Origin of the sequence: Micromonospora globosa (genome assembly GCF_000717585.1) — a bacterium.
Lineage (GTDB): Bacteria > Actinomycetota > Actinomycetes > Mycobacteriales > Micromonosporaceae > Micromonospora > Micromonospora aurantiaca.
Window position 1 is genome coordinate 143010 of record NZ_JNZR01000005.1, and the last position, 16016, is coordinate 159025.

Genomic DNA, 16016 nt, shown 5'->3' on the forward strand with positions numbered 1-16016 from the left:
GCCTCAACAACCACTCACGGCGTCTCGGGCGCCTCCTGGCCGGCGGGCGGGAGGTCGCCCGGCCCGCGCACCAGGTAGACGCCGACCAGCAGCAGGTACGCCAGCAGGCTCAGCACCGGGTCGACGAACACGATCGCGAACGCCACCAGGTAGAGCAGCGGACCGAGGCGGAACCGGCGGGCCACCGCCCGCGCCAGCCTCGGGTCCAGGCCCGGTTGCAGCAGCCCGCGGCGGCGCGCCCACCACCAGCTCAGGTTGAAGAACAGCGCCTCACCGAGCACCACGCCCGCGTACAGCGCGGCGGTCAGCCGCTGGTCGCCGACGGTGCCGCGCAGGTTGTCCGCGAGCAGGTCCGCGGTGAACGGGATCGCCGCCACGAACATCAGCAGCAGCAGGTTCAGCACCAGCAGCATCTGGTCGACCCGGCGGACGTAACGCCACATGTTGTGGTGGGTCAGCCAGACCTGGCCGACGATGGCGAACGTGATCACGTACGCCAGGTAGGCGCGCCACTCGTGCAGCAGGGCGGCCGGCAGCCCGTCGTCCTGCGGCGTGTCCGGGTCGAACGACAGCAGCTCGACGGCCATCAGGGTGAGCACGATGGCGATCACCGCGTCGCTGAACGCCTCCACCCGGGAGGCGTCGCGCGCCATCTCGTTGCCGCGCCCGAACCGGTACGCCGGTTCCCTGTCCGCACCCGTCACGCCGCCCCCTCACGACAGATGGTCGCGTGCCGGGGACGGCGGACGGGGCGGAACTCGTCAGATGGCCGCTTCCCCGGCCGGCGCCGGGGTCTCCGCGTCGGCGCGGTGCGCGCGGATCTTGTGCCCGACGCTGGTCAGGCAGCGCCCGCTGGCCAGGTCGAACTTCCAGCCGTGCAGCTGGCAGGTGAGCTGGTCGCCGTCGACGATGCCGAACCGGCTCAGGTCCGCCTTCAGGTGCGGGCAGCGCCGCTGCACCACCCAGCCGTCGAGCGTGATGTCCTCGGCGTCGACCGCCCGCTCGTGCTCGTCGTACCAGCCCTCGGCGTACTGGAGGCGCTCCTCGGACAGGCACTTGAAGAAGGCGTAGACGAACTCGTTGTACTGGCCGATGCGGGCCGCGGAGAAACGGCAGGACAGGAAGAGGGAGTTGACCCAGTCCACCTCGCCGATGTGCAGCAGGTGCTCGATCAGCGCCCGCTCGGTACGGAACCGGTAGCGGACCTTCTCGTCCGCGTACGGCCGGACCTCCTTGCCCGGGAAGTCCACGACGATGGATTCGACGCTCTCGCCGTCGTAGCCGACCAGGTCGAAGCGGACCGGCCCGCCGACGCCCTTGGCCAGGTAGATCGACTCGTCGAGCAGCGGCTCGATCCGGCGCTTCATCTCGCCGAGCACGTCGACCTCGGGGTGCCGCCAGGACGCCTTCTCGGCCTCGATGACGCCGCGCTTGCGCTCCCGCATCTCCTCCAGGTGGGCGACCTTGTTCGCGAAGAACTCCTCCACCGGCACCGGGTGGGTGGTGGTCGCGCCCTCGGTGGTGATCTCCGAGACGCTGCCCGGCAGCAACACGATGCCGTTGGTGCCGCCGACCTTGGCGTACTCGGCGAGGAACACCGACTGGTCGGGGAAGATGTTGCCCTCGTCGCCGAAGATGTCGTTGAACTGCCACAGCTCGTCGTCGAGGAAGCACGGCGGGCCGGCGATCGGGAAGACGTGGTCGGCCTTCAGGTCGTCGATGTAGCGCCAGGTGCGGTCGAACTGCCGGTCCCGCTTCTGCTTGCCGAACGCGGTCTTCGCCGCCTGCGGCAGCTCGTAGACCATCGGGTACCAGATCGCGCCGGAGAACTGGAGCATGTGCGCGTGCACGTGGCCCAGCTCGGCGAACACGCTGAGGTCGGTCGGGCGGGCGTCGTTCTGGTTGAGCAGCCGGACGCCGTCGTACTCGACCCAGAGCGAGGAGTCGCCGATCGGGCCGTCGGTCGGGCTGGTCAGCGCCTGGATCATGATCTTCAGGCCGCCGGGCAGCTCCACGACCTGCTCGTTCGGGGCCTTGAGGAACTTGGTGAAGCCCAGCTCCCGGAACTCGTCCTCCATCTCCGAGGTGGGGAACTCGGGCAGAACGGTGGCGTCCTTCGACACGAAGTCACGCAGGTGCTTCGCGTCGAAGTGGTCCCGGTGCAGGTGCGACACGTACAGGTAGTCGACCTGGCCGAGGGTCGCCCAGTCGAGCAGGGAGTTGTCCGGGAAGGGGAACCACGAGGCGAAGTAGGCGGGGTTGACCCACGGGTCGCACAGGATGCTGCCCGCGGCCGTGTCGATCCGCATGCTGGCATGCCCCGTACCGGTCACTCGCACCGCAGTCCTCCTCAAAAAGGCATCAAGGTGTACGTCAAGACGCTACCGGAGGCAGTGTGCTCGCCGTCCCGCGACGCCGGTAGTGGCCAACCGCCCCCACCGGTACGGGACCAACGACCCGGGCTGCGCCGCCCGCCCGCTGTCGCCCGCCCGGGTCATCCCCGGCACAGGAGGTCGGACCCTGCGCCGGGCCCGGTTCGGGCCGTGCCAGACTGATCGGAGATCCGATCGCGAGGGAAGGACCGACAGTGGCAGGAGACGAGCCGGTAACCGCGCCAGATCAGCACAAGCCCGGACACCGCAAGTCCGGACGGATCGGTGCGGTGCTGTCGGCGGTGGCTTTGGTACTGATGGCGCTCTGCGGGATCGAGGAGGGCCGGGTGGAGCACATCTGGCTGTTCGGGATCGCCGGACTGCTGATCGCCATCGTCATCGGCGACGCCGTGCTGCGCCGCAACGGCCTGCGGTCCTGACGCGCGGCGCCCACGGTAGTGCGCGAAGGGCCCGCCCCCTCACCGGGGGGCGGGCCCTTCGTCGTCTCGGGAGGCGGGGTCAGCGGCCGAGCAGGATGTCCTGCACGTCCTTGAGCGCGGCGTCGACCTCGGCCTCGAAGTAGCCACCGGGCACCAGCCCGAAGCGCAGCGTGTCGAGTTCCTTGGGGTTCACCGGCATCGGGTTGCGCCCCTGCATGCCGCCGAGCAGCGTCTCGAAGAACCGGTCGACCTGGTCCGGGTCGTACCCGCTGCCGAACCGCCGGACCTGGAAGCTGCGCCGGATCTGGTCGACCCGGTGCAGGTCGCTGCCGGGCGGGCCGGCCATCGGCGGCCCCACCATCGGCGGACCGGCGACCGGCGGGCTCACGAGCGGCGGGCCGGTCATCGAGGGGCCCGGGCCGTAGCCCTGGTCCGGCGGCCCGTAACCCGGGTCCGGCGGGCCGTAGCCGGGCTCCGGTGCGCCGTAACCCTGCTGCGGCAGCGCCGGCGGGCCACCGGGGCCACGACCGCGCAGCTCACGCTCGGGCATGCGGATCTCGGCGGTCATGTCGGCACGGGCACGCCGGCCGGCCTCGAACCCGTCGAAGCGCTCCTCCTGGCCGTACCCGCCGGGGCCGCTGTCCGGCGGACCGTAGCCGCCAGGGCCGCTGTCCGGCGGGCCGTACCCACCGGGACCGTTGTCCGGCGGGCCGTACCCACCGGGACCGCTGTCCGGCGGGCCGTAGCCACCAGGGCCGGGCGGCAGGCCGCGCGAGGGCGGGCCGCCGTGCCCCATCGGCGCGCCCGGGCCCATCGGGCCGGGGCCACCCGGGCCGCGGGGGCCGTCGTAGCCACCGCGCGGGCCGTCGTAGCCACCGGCGAACGCGCCGGTCGGCTCGTCGTAGCGGTTGCCGTAACGGTCGGCGGGCGGGCCGGGCTGGGCGGGCATCTGCCGGGGCGGCATCGGCGGCTGCGGCACCGGCGACATGCCCCGGTCGTCGCGCATCGGCGGGCCGAGCCGGTCGGCCATCCGCGGGTCGCCACCGCGCCCGGCCGGTGCGCCACCGCGCTCCTCCAGCTCGGCGAGCTGGCGCTCGACCCGGTCGAGGTGCAGGTCGACCTGCCACTCGTCGTAGCCGTTGAACCGGACCCGGAAGACGACGTCGTGGACCTCCTGGGAGGCCACGGGCGCGCCGATCGGCTGGCCGTCGAGTGTCGCCTCGACCCGGTCCAGGAAGGCATCGACCTCGTCGACCTTGTAGCCCCGGCGGAGCGCCTTACGCCGGAAACGCTGACCCTGACTCGCCACTATGTCTCCTGGTCTCGTACCGCTACGCCGTTGCCGCGCGTGAGTCGCCGTCCGTGTCCCCGGCGGCGGCGAGCTGCCCACAGGCCCCGTCGATCTCGCGTCCCCGGGTGTCGCGCACCGTGGTCGACACCCCGGCATCGCGCAACCGCCGGACGAACTCCCGCTCGACCGGCTTCGGGCTGGCGTCCCAGCGGCTGCCCGGAGTCGGGTTGAGCGGGATCAGGTTCACGTGGGCCAGCTTGCCGGCCAGTAGCCGCCCGAGCAGATCGGCTCTCCACGGCTGATCGTTCACGTCCTTGATCATCGCGTATTCGATGGACACGCGACGCCCCGTCGTGGCCGCGTAGTCCCACGCCGCGTCCAGCACCTCGGACACCTTCCAGCGCTGGTTGACCGGGACGAGTTCGTCGCGCAGCTCATCATCGGGGGCGTGCAGCGACAACGCAAGGGTCACCGAGAGGTCTTCGCTGGCCAGTCGGCGGATCGCCGGCACCAGACCGACGGTCGAGACGGTGATGTGCCGCTGCGACAGGCCCAGCCCCTCCGGCGCCGGGGCCACCAGCCGGCGGATCGCCGCCACCACCCGCGAGTAGTTCGCGAGCGGCTCGCCCATGCCCATGAACACCACGTGCGACAGCCGCGGCGGCGAACCGGCCACGACGCCGGACGCGGCCACCCCGGCCAGGTAGACCGCCTGGTCGACGATCTCGGCGGTGGACAGGTTGCGGGTCAGCCCGGCCTGGCCGGTGGCGCAGAACGGGCAGGCCATGCCGCAGCCGGCCTGGCTGGAGATGCAGACGGTCACCCGGTCCGGGTAGCCCATCAGCACGCTCTCCACCAGCGAGCCGTCGTGCAGCCGCCAGAGCGCCTTGCGGGTCGCGCCGTCGTCGCAGGCCAGCTCGCGGACCGGGGTCAGCAGCGTGGGCAGCAGCTCGCCCGCCAGCCGCTCCCGGGTCGCCGCCGGCAGGTCGGTCATCCGCTCCGGGTCGCGTACCAGGCGGCCGAAGTAGTGGTTGGAGACCTGCTTGGCGCGGAACGCCGGCTCACCCAGCTCGGCGACGAGCGCCTGCCGGCCCGGCAGGTCCAGGTCGGCGAGGTGGCGGGGAGGCATCGAGGGCCGGCGGCCGCGGGCGTCGGGGTCTACGGAGATCAGCGGAAGACTCGTCATGGCGCGTCCAGTCTGACACGCTCCCGCCCGGACGCACCCGTCCGTACGTGTCGAATCGCCCCCGGCCACCCGGCCCGCAGCGGGTCGCCGCCGTGACGCATGCCTCAGTTCACCACCGGGACGAAGACGGCGAGCAGCAGGTAGGCCACCGGCACGGCGAACAGGATCGAGTCGAGCCGGTCCATCAGGCCGCCGTGCCCGGGCAGCAGGTTGCTCATGTCCTTGACGCCGAGATCCCGCTTGATCATCGACTCGGCCAGGTCACCGAGCACCGCCGAGACCGAGATCGCCATCCCGAACAACGCGCCCCACCAGGGCGCCACGTCGAACAACGCCCACAGCAGCGCCGCGCTGCCCGCCGCCGCGGCCGTCACCGAGCCGGCGAAGCCCTCCCAGGACTTCTTCGGGCTGATCGTGGGCGCCATCGGGTGCTTGCCGAACGACACGCCCGCGGCGTACCCGCCGGTGTCGGAGAGCACCACCGCAGCCAGCGTCACCAGCACCCGCAGGTGCCCGTCACCAGGCGCCGCCGCGAGCATGGCCGCGAACCCGGCGAGGAACGGCACGTACACCGCGATCAGGGTGGCCGCGGTCAGGTCGCGCTGGTAGTTGCCGGGCCCGTCGCCCAGCCGCCAGATCATCGTGCCCAGCACCGTGACCAGCAGGCCGAGGCAGAGCGCGTCGGGGCCCGCGTACCAGGCCAGGCCCACTGTGATCACGCCACCGGCGACGAGCGGCGCCAGCGGCGGGTGGGCGCCGCTGCGGCGTACCGCGCGGGCCATCTCCCAGATGCCGATCCCCACAGCGGTCGCCAGCACGGCGAGGAACGCCGGCATGAAGAAGAACAGCGGCACCACGACCGCCGCGCCGAGGGCCACCCCGACGCCTATCGCGGCCGGCAGGTTGCGCCCCGCCCGGGACGTCTTCGGCACGGTGGTCGGCGGACGCTCGGCGCTCGCCCGCCGGCGTCCCGGCCCGCGGCGCCCGGCCGGCGGCTCCGAGGCGGGCTCGTCGCGTACCGCCGGGATCTGCTCGGTGGGCTCGTCGCGCACCGGCGCGATCTGCGCGGTCGGGTACTCGTCGTCGCGGGCGGGCTCACCCCACGGGCCGTCGTGGTCCGGCCCGGCGGGCCGCCCACGGTCGCCGGCCGGCGGTCCGTCGTACCGGCCCGGGCCGTCGTGGTGCCGCGAGGTCGTCGGGTACGGCCCGGCGTAGGTGTCGGATCCGGTGTACGTGTCCGGCGTCGCGTACGTGTCCGGACCGGCATACGGGTCCGGGGCTGCTCCGGGACGCGCGTAGGTGTCCGGCTCGGCGGGGTGGGTGTGCGCGGCCGGGCCGGGCCGCCAGGGGCCGGGCTCCAGATCGGTGTCCGGCCAGGGCAGGGCCGGGGCGGCCGGGCGGTCCCAGCCACGCGACTCGGTGTTGCCGTAGGGGTCGGGGTGGGACATCACGCACCGGCAGCCGGTACGAGAGCCACCACATGACGCAAGACCAAGACCATCCCCTACCGGCGTGAGACTTCCTGTTGACCGACCGACGGCCGGGCGACTCCCGCCGTTCACCCCGTGGTGGTCGGGAATCGTGCCGAGCCTACTGCACCCGCCGCGGCCCCGAGGGTGTGCGCCGCCGGGCACGACGACGGCACCGGGCCGCCGCCCGGGCGGGCGACGGCGGCGCGGTGCCGTGCGAGGTACGCGGGTGCTCAGACTTCGAGCAGCTCGCTCTCCTTGTGCTTGACCAGCTCGTCGACTCCTGCGACGAAGCGCTGGGTCAGGTCGTCCAGCTCCTTCTCCGCGCGCCGGCCCTCGTCCTCGCCGACCTCGCCGTCCTTGACCAGGCGGTCCAGCTCCTCCTTGGCCTTGCGGCGGATGTTGCGGACGGCGACCTTGGCCTCCTCGCCCTTCTGCCGGGCGACCTTGATCATGTCGCGGCGCCGTTCCTCGGTCATCTGCGGCAGGACGATGCGGAGCTGGTTGCCCTCGTTGTTCGGGTTGGCCCCGAGGTCCGAGTCGCGGATCGCCTTCTCCATGGCGCCCAGCTGCGAGTTGTCGTACGGCTTGATGATCACCATGCGCGGCTCAGGCACCGCGATGGACGCCATCTGCGGCAGCGGGGTCGGGCTGCCGTAGTAGTCGATGACGATCCGGGAGAACATGGCGGCGTTGGCGCGTCCGGTACGGATGCCGCCGAACTCCTCCTTGGCGTGCTCGATGGCACGCTCCATCTTCTCCTCCGCCTCGAGGAGGGTGTCGTCGATCACCGGTCTCCTCGCCTCCTTCTGTCGCTCGTCGTGTGTGGTGCGGGTGCTGCCGTGGCAGAGGGACCGCTGCCGGCCGGCGGGCCGGTCAGGCGGTGATCAGGGTGCCGATCTTCTCGCCGCCGACGGCCCGGACGATGGTGTCGTCGCCCTGGGCGCCGAAGACCAGCATCGGCAGGCCGTTCTCCATGCAGAGGCTGAACGCGGCGGCGTCGGCCACCCGCAGGTTACGGCGCAGCACCTCGGAGAAGGTGATCGAGTCGAGCTTGCTCGCGGTCGGGTCGATCCGGGGGTCGGCGGTGTAGACCGCGTCCACGCCGTTCTTGCTCATCAGCACCACATCCGCGCGGATCTCCAGCGCCCGCTGGGCGGCCACCGTGTCGGTGGAGAAGTACGGCATGCCGGCGCCGGCGCCGAAGATGACCACGCGGCCCTTCTCCAGGTGCCGGATCGCGCGCAGCGGGATGTACGGCTCGGCGACCTGGGCCATCGTGATGGCGCTCTGCACCCGGGTCTCGATGCCCTCCTTCTCCAGGAAGTCCTGGAGGGCCAGGCAGTTCATGACCGTGCCGAGCATGCCCATGTAGTCGGCGCGGGCGCGGTCCATGCCGCGCTTCTGCAGCTCGGCGCCGCGGAAGAAGTTGCCGCCGCCGACCACCACCGACACCTGCACGCCGCGGCGTACCACTGTGGCGATCTGGCGGGCGATGCCCTGCACGACGTCGGGGTCGACGCCGATCGCGCCGCCGCCGAAGACCTCACCGGAGAGCTTCAGCACCACCCGGCGGGACCGACCGGGCGGAGGGGCGGTCGGGTCCTCCGCCGCCAGGCTCCGGTCACTCACAACCTGCGTCATCCGCCCCGCCCCTTCTCCCCGCGCATCGCGCGAGCGTCGCGTACGTGCCCCTGCCGACCCTATGTGACGAGGAGGCCGCGGTGCCTGTCGCGTACACCGGCGGCCTCCTCGTCGACGTTCTCCCCTGTGCCCGGGCCGGACGGCCCGGTGCGGCGGCTCAGGCCTGGCCGACCTCGAACCGCAGGAAGCGGGTCACCTCGATGCCGGCGTCGGCCAGCACCTGCTTGACGGTCTTCTTGTTGTCGGCGACCGACGCCTGCTCCAGCAGGACGAAGTCCTTGAAGAAGGCGTTGACCCGGCCCTCGACGATCTTCGGCAGCGCCGCCTCGGGCTTGTTCTCCTCGCGGGCGGTCTGCTCGGCGATGCGCCGCTCGGACTCGACGGTCTCGGCCGGCACCTCGTCGCGGGTGAGGTACTTCGGCCGCATCGCGGCGATCTGCATGGCCACGGCGCGCGCGTCGGCGTCCGCCGCCTCGTCCGACTTGCCGGTGAACTCGACCAGCACGCCGACCGCCGGGGGCAGGTCCTGGCTCTTGCGGTGCATGTAGACCGCGGTGGTGCCGTCCAGCTTGGCGAAGCGGTTGAGCACCAGCTTCTCGCCGATCTTGGCGGACTGCTCCTGGATCAGGTCGGCCACGCTCTTGCCGTCGATGCTGCTGGCGAGCAGTTCCTCGGCGTTGGTGGCGCCGCTGGCCACGCCGTGCTCGACCAGCTGCTGGGCCAGCGCGATGAAGGCGTCGTTCTTGGCGACGAAGTCGGTCTCGCAGTTGAGCTCGAGCAGCGCCTGGCCGGAGTGGGCGATCAGGCCGTTGGCGGCGGTGCGCCCGGCCCGCTTGCCGACGTCCTTGGCGCCCTTGACGCGCAGGATCTCGACGGCCTTGTCGAAGTCGCCCTCGGCCTCGGTCAGCGCCTTCTTGGAGTCCATCATGCCGGCGCCGGTGAGGTCGCGGAGCTTCTTGACGTCCGCGGCGGTGAAGTTGGACATGACTCTCTCTTCGGTGTCAGTGAGGTGGTCTGGGGTGCTGGTTACCCGGTTCCGGGCCGGTTCTGCCCGGCGTACCCGTCACGCCCCCACCGCCGGGAATCGCCGACGGTGGGGACGCGACGGCGAGATCACTCCGCGGAGGCGGTCGCCGGCTGCTCGGCGGCAGGCGCGGCCGGCGCGGCCGGCTCGGCGGCGGCGGCGGGCTGCTCGTCGGCCTTCTTCGGCTCCTCGAGCAGCTCGCGCTCCCACTCGGCCAGCGGCTCGTCGGCGCCGACCTGGCCGGCCTCGGGCTTCTCGTCCGCGCCCCGGTTGCGGCCGGAACGGGCGATCAGACCGTCGGCGACGGCGGCGGCGACGACCTTGGTCAGCAGCTCGGCCGAGCGGATGGCGTCGTCGTTGCCCGGGATCGGGAAGTCGACCTCGTCCGGGTCGCAGTTGGTGTCGAGCACCGCGATCACCGGGATGCCCAGCTTGCGGGCCTCGTCGACGGCGATGTGCTCCTTCTTGGTGTCGACGATCCAGACCGCGGCCGGGAGCTTCTGCATGTCCCGCAGACCACCGAGGGTCTTGGTGAGCTTGATCTTCTCGCGGGAGAGCTGGAGCGTCTCCTTCTTGGTGTAACCGGCGGCGGTGCCGCTCAGGTCACCCAGAGCCTCCAGCTCCTTCATCCGCTGGAGCCGCTTGTACACGGTCTGGAAGTTGGTCAGCATGCCACCGAGCCAGCGGTGGTTGACGTACGGCTGGCCGACCCGGGTCGCCTGCTCGGCGATGGCCTCCTGGGCCTGCTTCTTGGTGCCGACGAACAGGATGCTGCCGCCACCGGCGACGGTGGTGCGGACGAACTCGTACGCCTTCTCGATGTAGTCGAGCGTCTGGCGCAGGTCGATGATGTAGATACCGTTGCGCTCGGTGAAGATGAAGCGCTTCATCTTCGGGTTCCAGCGGCGGGTCTGGTGCCCGAAGTGCACACCGCTTTCCAGCAGCTGACGCATGGTCACGACGGCCATGGTGGGTTACTCCTACGTTGTCCCTGGTTGTCCGTCCAGCCGGCGGCCGGACGCCTGGCGCCCGATCGCCGGCCAGGGTGGGCCCGGTACGTCAGACCGGGACCAGGGAGGCCGTCGCCCCACGGAGGAGACCGTGGAGAGGGCACGCGAGGTCGACCGCACGAGGCGGTCGCCAGTCGACCAGTGTACGCGCCCTCTCCGCTGTACGACCTCCGGGTGCGGAGGCCGGCCTGATCGACTCCAGGTGCGCCTTGATCGGCTCCAGGAGCGCCTTGATCGACTCCAGGACGGCGAAGTGGCGGCGTCACCCTGTCGGTGACACCGCCACTACGGCGTACCGGGGTCGGGCCGTCTCAGCCCGCCGCGAGGGCGGCGGCGAGGAACAGCACCAGCCCGACGGTCAGGTACGCCGTCGGCGGGCGCAGCCAGCCCCGGCTGCCGTCGGCGAGCGCCAGCCCACCGGTGCGCAGCCCGTACAGGCCGGTGCCGAAGATCGGCAGGCCGACCACCAGGAAGATGCCCACCACCACGTGCGACGTCGACACCGGGTCGCCGAACAGGCCGTGCAGCAACACCCGTACCGCCGGCACCTCCAGCACCAGCACCATCACCGCCAGCAGCACCGCCAGCGCGGGGCGCCGGGTCCGGTAGACGCCGTCACCGGGCGGCGGCCCGTCCGGACGCGGCAGCACCGCGGGCATCGGGCCGGTCGGCATCTCCAGCGGATTCGGGGTCGCGGCCGGCTGGGCCGGACCACCCGGACGCTCACCGATCCGCAGCGGGGTGGCCTCACCGGGGTTCAGCCGCGCCGCGGCGGTCGCCTCGGCTCCGCCGTCCGCGCCCGCGGTACCAGGCGCCGCCTCGACGACCGGGTAGCCGCCGATCGGGCTGAGCCGGGGTTTGTCGACGCCGGCGCCACCGGCCGGGTCGCTGCCGTGGGCGATGAGGCCGTACGGGTCGGTGCCCGCCGGGGCCGCGCCGGTCAGCGGGGCGGTCGCCGGCGTACCGAGCGTGCTCGACAGCGGGTTGCCGTGCGCGGCGGTGCCGAGCGCGTCGACGCCGCTGCGGGACACCGCGCCGAGCGGGTCGGCCGCCGACTCGCGTGCCGCGCGACGGCCGGCGCGCGACCCGGGCAGCTCACCGGAGACCTCCGGGTCGTCCGGACGCTGCGACCGCCAGCTGCTCGTGTCGTCCACCAGCGGATCGGCGGCGGAGTACCGGCCCGGCTCGGCGTACCGGTTCTCACCGGCGCGCTGCTCGGGCGTGCGGTAGTCGTCGTCGCGGTAGCGGGGCTCGCCCGCGGCGCGCCAGTCCGACTCGTATCCCCGGTCGCCCCATCGCGACCCCTGCTCATCCTCGGAGTAGCTCCGTCGTCCGTCCACGACCGGCACGGTATGCGACGGGCACCAGCCGCGCCATTCGGGTCTCCTGGGGATCGGCCCAGGTCAGCACCGATGTCGCCGGGTTGCCGACGGGACACGGTCAGTAGCCGTAGGGCGTGAACGTCGGCGCGACGTCCGGGTACGGGAAGTCGTCGGGGAAGGCGGGCACCACCCACTCGCGGTTCAGCACGGCGACCAGGCTCCGTAGCAGATCGGACCCATGATCGTCGTTCCGTCCACAAGCCCACCCCTGTCCACAGGCAACCGATCCGCGTCCCCCGCGACAGTGGCCTCCGGTCGCATCCTGGCCGGCATGACGAACCGGAACCGAGCCGTCGGGGCGTACGGCGAGCGGTGCGCGCTACGGCACCTGATCGAGACGGGCCTGCGCCCGGTCGCCCGAAACTGGCGCTGCCCCGAGGGCGAGATCGACATCATCGCCTGGGAGGGTCCGGTCCTCGCCATCTGCGAGGTCAAGACCCGCCGGAGCGAGCAGTTCGGCTCCCCCGCCGAGGCCGTCGTGCGGGCCAAGGCCCGCCGGCTGCGCGGCCTGGCCGCCCGCTGGCTCGCCGAGACCGGCACCACCGCCGCCGAGGTCCGCTTCGACGTGCTCTCCGTCCGGCTACCGCTCACCGGCCCCGCCCGCGTCGAGCACCTCCGCGGCGCGTTCTGACATGGGGTACGCGAAGGTGCTGAGCGTCGGCCTGGCCGGAGTCGCCGGGCATCTCGTCGAGGTCGAGGCCGACCTGGCTCCCGGACTGCCCGCGGTGATCATCTCCGGTCTGCCGGACACCGCGTTGCACGAGGCGCGCGACCGGGTCCGCGCCGCGATCGTCAACTCCGGCCAGAAGTGGCCCAACCGCCGCATCACGCTCAACCTGCTCCCCGCCACCCTGCCGAAGTACGGCTCGGCGTTCGATCTCGCCATCGCGCTCGCCGTCCTGGCCGGCTCGGGCGAACTGCCACCGGTCGCCCTGGACGCCACAGTCGTGCTCGGCGAACTCGGCCTCGACGGCGCGGTACGCCCCGTCCGCGGCACGCTGCCGATGGTCGCCGCCGCCGCCCGCGCCGGGCACACCCGCGTCGTCGTACCCGCCGGCAACGCCGCCGAGGCGGCAGTCATCCCGGGCGTACGCGTGCACGCGGTCGACACGCTGCACCGGCTCGTCGCCCACGTCCGCGACGGCAGTCCGCTGCTCGCCCCACCTGCCCACGTCCCGGCCTGCGGCCCGGCCGGGCCCGACCTGGTCGACGTGGCCGGGCAGCCGCTCGGGCGGCGTGCCCTGGAGATCGCCGCCGCGGGGGGCCACCACCTCGCGCTGTTCGGTCCGCCCGGCGCCGGCAAGACCATGCTCGCCGAACGGCTGCCGTCGATCCTGCCCGAACTGGACGACGAGGCAGCCCTGGAGGTGACGGCGCTGCACTCGATCGCCGGCCTGCTGCCACCCGGTGGCGGGCTGCTGCGCCGTCCCCCGTTCCAGGCGCCGCACCACACCGCCACGGTGCCCGCGCTCGTCGGAGGCGGTTCCGGGCTGGCCCGGCCCGGCGCGGTGTCGCTCGCCCACCGTGGGGTCCTGTTCCTGGACGAGCCAAGGCAGACGATAACACGCCAACGTGTACCCTCCCGCGCATGCGAGTTCTTGGAGCGGTCCGGCTGTCCCGCGAGACCGAGGCGACGACCAGCCCGACGCGGCAACGCGAGGTAATCGAGCGGTGGGCCGAGGCCCACGGTCACCAGGTCGTCGGATGGGCCGAGGACCTGGGCGTGAGCGCCAGCGTCGACCCGTGGGAACGCCCCGAACTGGGCCCGTGGCTACGCGGTGAGCGGGTGCCGTTCGACCTCATCGCGTCGTGGCGGCTGGACCGCCTCAGTCGGCGGGTCCTGCATTTCTCAAAGCTCCTCGCCTGGTCGCAGGAGACTGGTCGGACGCTGGTCAGCGTGACCGAGGGATTCGACCTCGGCACACCGATGGGCCGCATGTTCGCCCAAATCATCGCCACGCTCGCCGAGGGCGAGCTAGAGGCGATCCGCGAGCGGACGAAGGGCAGTTACGACCACTTGACGAAGGTCGGCCGCCACCGGGGCGGGTTCGTGCCCTACGGCTACCGACCGGTCCCCCATTCCTCCGGACGCGGCTACGTCCTCGACGTCGACGAGGACGCCGCCGAGGTCGTCCGCGAGATCGCAGGGCGGGTCATTGGCGGCGAGTCCATCAACGCGATCGTCACCGACCTCAACCGGCGGGGGGTCCCGACGTCGCTGGACGTCCAGCGCATCCGCGCCGGGAAGGAGCCGAAGGGGTTCCGCTGGCGGGTGGGGAACCTGTCGAACTTGCTGCGGTCCGAGACCCTGCGGGGCTACTTGGTCACCGCCGACGGGTCGCCCATCGTGGACGACGCGGGCCGACGGGTGCGCCGCGCGGAGCCGATCCTGACCGCCGAAGAGTGGGACCGGCTACAACGCGAGATCAGCGACCGCGCGACCAACCGGAAGCCCCGTCCCCGTGTAAACGCCTCGATGCTGCGCCAGTTCGCATTCTGCGGCGTGTGCGAGGAGCCGCGGCCGATGTACATCTACCCCGGCAGGGGGCGGAACTACTACCGGTGCGCCTCGAAGGCCATCGGCGGGACCGGCTGCGCGAACGGGAGTACGGCGGCGGACTGGTTGGAGGAGTACGTCAGCGAGGAGTTCCTACGGCACGTCGGACACTTTGAGGTCATGCGGCGGGTGTTCGTACCCGGCGAGTCCCACGCGGAGGAGCGCGCCGAGACCGAGGCCGCGTTAGGCCGCCTGGTCGAGCGGCTGGAGAAGATCCCGGCTGGTGGCCCGGCGGAACGCGCCGTACTCGCCAGGATGGCGGAACACGAGGAGCACTTAGCCCGACTGCTGGACATGCCCGAGGTTCCGGACCGCTGGGTAGACGAACCAACCGGTGAGACGTTCTCGGACGTGTGGGCCCGGGACCCGGACGGGCGCGGGGACCTCCTCCGCATGGCGGGCGTGCGCGTCTACGTAAACCGGACGCCAGGCCAGCGGAAGGTTCCGGCGGCGGTCCGGTTCCACCTCGGCGAGTTCGCCGACCCCGAGGCCCAGCGCCTCGCCGAGGTCGCAGCCGAGGAGGCCGCAGAGTAGCGCCGGCACCCATCCGACTTGGCCATCGGCGGGCGCGTCAAACCGCAGCGGGCCACGCCCAGGCGTAATCCCGGTGAGGCGGCTCGCATCCGTAGCCCGTCGCGATCGACTATGGAAAAACCCCCGGCCAGTAGTCCTCCTATGTGCACTACTCACGTCCGCGTGCCCGATTTCCACGCCGGGCTGGAGCCAACTACAGTTTCAGGAATGCCGGAGATGGTGCAGCCCCAGGTCAAGTTGATTGCGTGGACCCAGTTCCAGGTTCCGGACGACATGCCGTGGTCGACCGATACGGAGGGCGGTCACGAGACCGGCTGAAACGACGACGGCACCCGCGCCAACGGGTGCCGTCATCAGAAGCGCTCGCGCCAACGAGCGCCAACCGTCAAGTAGCCCCAGCTTTATGTGTGTAGGGAGGAACTAGCTCGACATGACCACAATACGTGGCGGAAAGAGCCGACGTAAGAAGCCCCCTGGAAACCGTGACGTGTCGCCTCGCGGGCTTGCGCTCCTGGTCGCGGCAGCATTCGCCGCCTACCTTGCCCTTCAGCACCCCCAGGCCGCAGCTCCGGCGCTCGTCGGGGTGGGCGTGCTCACGGTGCTGAACCAGTTCGTGAGCCGGGACCGGGACCAGGACCGCGAGTAGAAGCACAGAAGCCCCGGCTACCGGATCAACTCCGGCGGCCGGGGCTTCTGCATGATCACCCGGCGGACGGCAGCGACGAGACTTGGTCGGCCGTAGGGCGTCCCCATATACCCACACAGGTCGACCCGAGCTTGACCTAGAACTTGACTTTTGTGGCCGCCCTCCGGCGCGGTCGGTCAGTGTCAACGTCGCGTAGTCGGGCCTCGATGTCCTGCCTGACGACAGACTGTGTCGCTCCAGGCCCGAAGCTTCCAGCCCGGTCGTGGGCGCGGGCGAAGTCGCGGAACGCGGTCTGGGCGACGCCTCGGCTTCCCTCGGCGTGAACGTCGGCGTAGGTCCAGCACGCATCCCACAACGTCGCGGCGGTCCAGCCTGGAGCGGGCGCGGTCGCGTAGTCGGAAGGGTCAAAGTCGGGGTAGTTCTCGATCGCCACGGCCAGGGTTACCGGCCTCGCCGGGCGC

At 71.9% G+C, this 16016-nt stretch carries 13 protein-coding genes and 2 pseudogenes; 5 read left to right on the top strand and 10 right to left on the bottom strand.

Annotated elements, in window-relative coordinates; translation table 11 throughout:
- Positions 1-14: 14 nt before the first annotated feature.
- Together IF06_RS0107895 and IF06_RS0107900 are read right to left on the bottom strand one after the other, a co-directional pair.
- A complete protein-coding gene (locus tag IF06_RS0107895; protein ID WP_030269894.1) occupies positions 15-653 on the bottom strand; it encodes a TMEM175 family protein in 639 nt (212 codons plus the stop codon).
- Between the two features lie 108 nt (positions 654-761).
- Positions 762-2339 (bottom strand): Rieske 2Fe-2S domain-containing protein, encoded by a 1578-nt coding sequence (locus IF06_RS0107900; RefSeq protein ID WP_030269896.1) that lies wholly within the window; start codon positions 2337-2339, stop codon positions 762-764.
- Positions 2340-2587: 248 nt separating this feature from the next.
- Here IF06_RS0107900 and IF06_RS0107905 point away from each other — a divergent pair, with 248 nt between their 5' ends.
- Entirely contained in the window at positions 2588-2812 is a 225-nt protein-coding gene (locus IF06_RS0107905; protein ID WP_013284612.1) for a hypothetical protein, read from the top strand.
- Between the two features lie 79 nt (positions 2813-2891).
- On the opposite strand, the gene IF06_RS0107910 is transcribed toward IF06_RS0107905, so the two are convergent.
- The 8 genes from IF06_RS0107910 to IF06_RS0107945 form a co-directional block, all read right to left on the bottom strand.
- Complete coding sequence (locus IF06_RS0107910; protein WP_030269900.1) at positions 2892-4121, bottom strand: DivIVA domain-containing protein; 1230 nt, start codon at positions 4119-4121, stop codon at positions 2892-2894.
- A 22-nt stretch (positions 4122-4143) separates the two neighbouring features.
- The gene (gene rlmN, locus IF06_RS0107915; protein WP_013284610.1) at positions 4144-5289 is read right to left on the bottom strand and encodes a 23S rRNA (adenine(2503)-C(2))-methyltransferase RlmN; all 1146 of its coding nucleotides are present in this window, start codon (positions 5287-5289) and stop codon (positions 4144-4146) included.
- Between the two features lie 104 nt (positions 5290-5393).
- Positions 5394-6737 carry a phosphatidate cytidylyltransferase gene (locus tag IF06_RS0107920; protein ID WP_013284609.1) on the bottom strand — a complete coding sequence of 448 codons (1344 nt, stop codon included), beginning with the start codon at positions 6735-6737 and terminating at the stop codon, positions 5394-5396.
- 254 nt (positions 6738-6991) lie between these two features.
- Complete coding sequence (frr, locus tag IF06_RS0107925) at positions 6992-7549, bottom strand: ribosome recycling factor (RefSeq protein WP_013284608.1); 558 nt, start codon at positions 7547-7549, stop codon at positions 6992-6994.
- A gap of 85 nt (positions 7550-7634) precedes the next feature.
- Positions 7635-8402 carry a UMP kinase gene (gene pyrH, locus IF06_RS0107930; RefSeq protein WP_013284607.1) on the bottom strand — a complete coding sequence of 256 codons (768 nt, stop codon included), beginning with the start codon at positions 8400-8402 and terminating at the stop codon, positions 7635-7637.
- Positions 8403-8559: 157 nt separating this feature from the next.
- Positions 8560-9387: a translation elongation factor Ts gene (tsf, locus tag IF06_RS0107935; RefSeq protein ID WP_030269902.1), complete on the bottom strand. Its 828-nt coding sequence runs from the start codon at positions 9385-9387 to the stop codon at positions 8560-8562.
- 128 nt (positions 9388-9515) lie between these two features.
- Positions 9516-10394: a 30S ribosomal protein S2 gene (rpsB, locus tag IF06_RS0107940; protein ID WP_030269904.1), complete on the bottom strand. Its 879-nt coding sequence runs from the start codon at positions 10392-10394 to the stop codon at positions 9516-9518.
- 353 nt (positions 10395-10747) lie between these two features.
- Positions 10748-11785: a hypothetical protein gene (locus tag IF06_RS0107945; RefSeq protein WP_030269906.1), complete on the bottom strand. Its 1038-nt coding sequence runs from the start codon at positions 11783-11785 to the stop codon at positions 10748-10750.
- Positions 11786-12089: 304 nt separating this feature from the next.
- Between IF06_RS0107945 and IF06_RS0107955 the strand changes: the two genes are divergently transcribed.
- The 4 genes and pseudogenes from IF06_RS0107955 to thyX all read left to right on the top strand — a co-directional run.
- Positions 12090-12449, top strand: coding sequence for a YraN family protein (locus tag IF06_RS0107955; RefSeq protein ID WP_030269908.1), 360 nt, complete (start codon positions 12090-12092; stop codon positions 12447-12449).
- A 1-nt stretch (position 12450) separates the two neighbouring features.
- Positions 12451-13365: pseudogene (locus IF06_RS0107960) on the top strand (YifB family Mg chelatase-like AAA ATPase); the annotation flags it as partial.
- 41 nt (positions 13366-13406) lie between these two features.
- Positions 13407-14909, top strand: coding sequence for a recombinase family protein (locus IF06_RS0107965; protein ID WP_052166135.1), 1503 nt, complete (start codon positions 13407-13409; stop codon positions 14907-14909).
- A 216-nt stretch (positions 14910-15125) separates the two neighbouring features.
- Positions 15126-15212, top strand: a pseudogene (gene thyX / locus IF06_RS33550) (FAD-dependent thymidylate synthase); the annotation flags it as partial.
- Between the last annotated feature and the right edge of the window lie 804 nt (positions 15213-16016).

Coding starts and splice junctions, on each gene's coding strand:
- IF06_RS0107965 (WP_052166135.1), top strand. CDS start 13,407: ATGCGAGTTCTTGGAGCGGTCCGGCTGTCCCGCGAGACCGAGGCGACG.
- IF06_RS0107920 (WP_013284609.1), bottom strand. CDS start 6,737: ATGTCCCACCCCGACCCCTACGGCAACACCGAGTCGCGTGGCTGGGAC.
- pyrH (WP_013284607.1), bottom strand. CDS start 8,402: ATGACGCAGGTTGTGAGTGACCGGAGCCTGGCGGCGGAGGACCCGACC.
- tsf (WP_030269902.1), bottom strand. CDS start 9,387: ATGTCCAACTTCACCGCCGCGGACGTCAAGAAGCTCCGCGACCTCACC.
- rlmN (WP_013284610.1), bottom strand. CDS start 5,289: ATGACGAGTCTTCCGCTGATCTCCGTAGACCCCGACGCCCGCGGCCGC.
- rpsB (WP_030269904.1), bottom strand. CDS start 10,394: ATGGCCGTCGTGACCATGCGTCAGCTGCTGGAAAGCGGTGTGCACTTC.
- IF06_RS0107895 (WP_030269894.1), bottom strand. CDS start 653: ATGGCGCGCGACGCCTCCCGGGTGGAGGCGTTCAGCGACGCGGTGATC.
- IF06_RS0107955 (WP_030269908.1), top strand. CDS start 12,090: ATGACGAACCGGAACCGAGCCGTCGGGGCGTACGGCGAGCGGTGCGCG.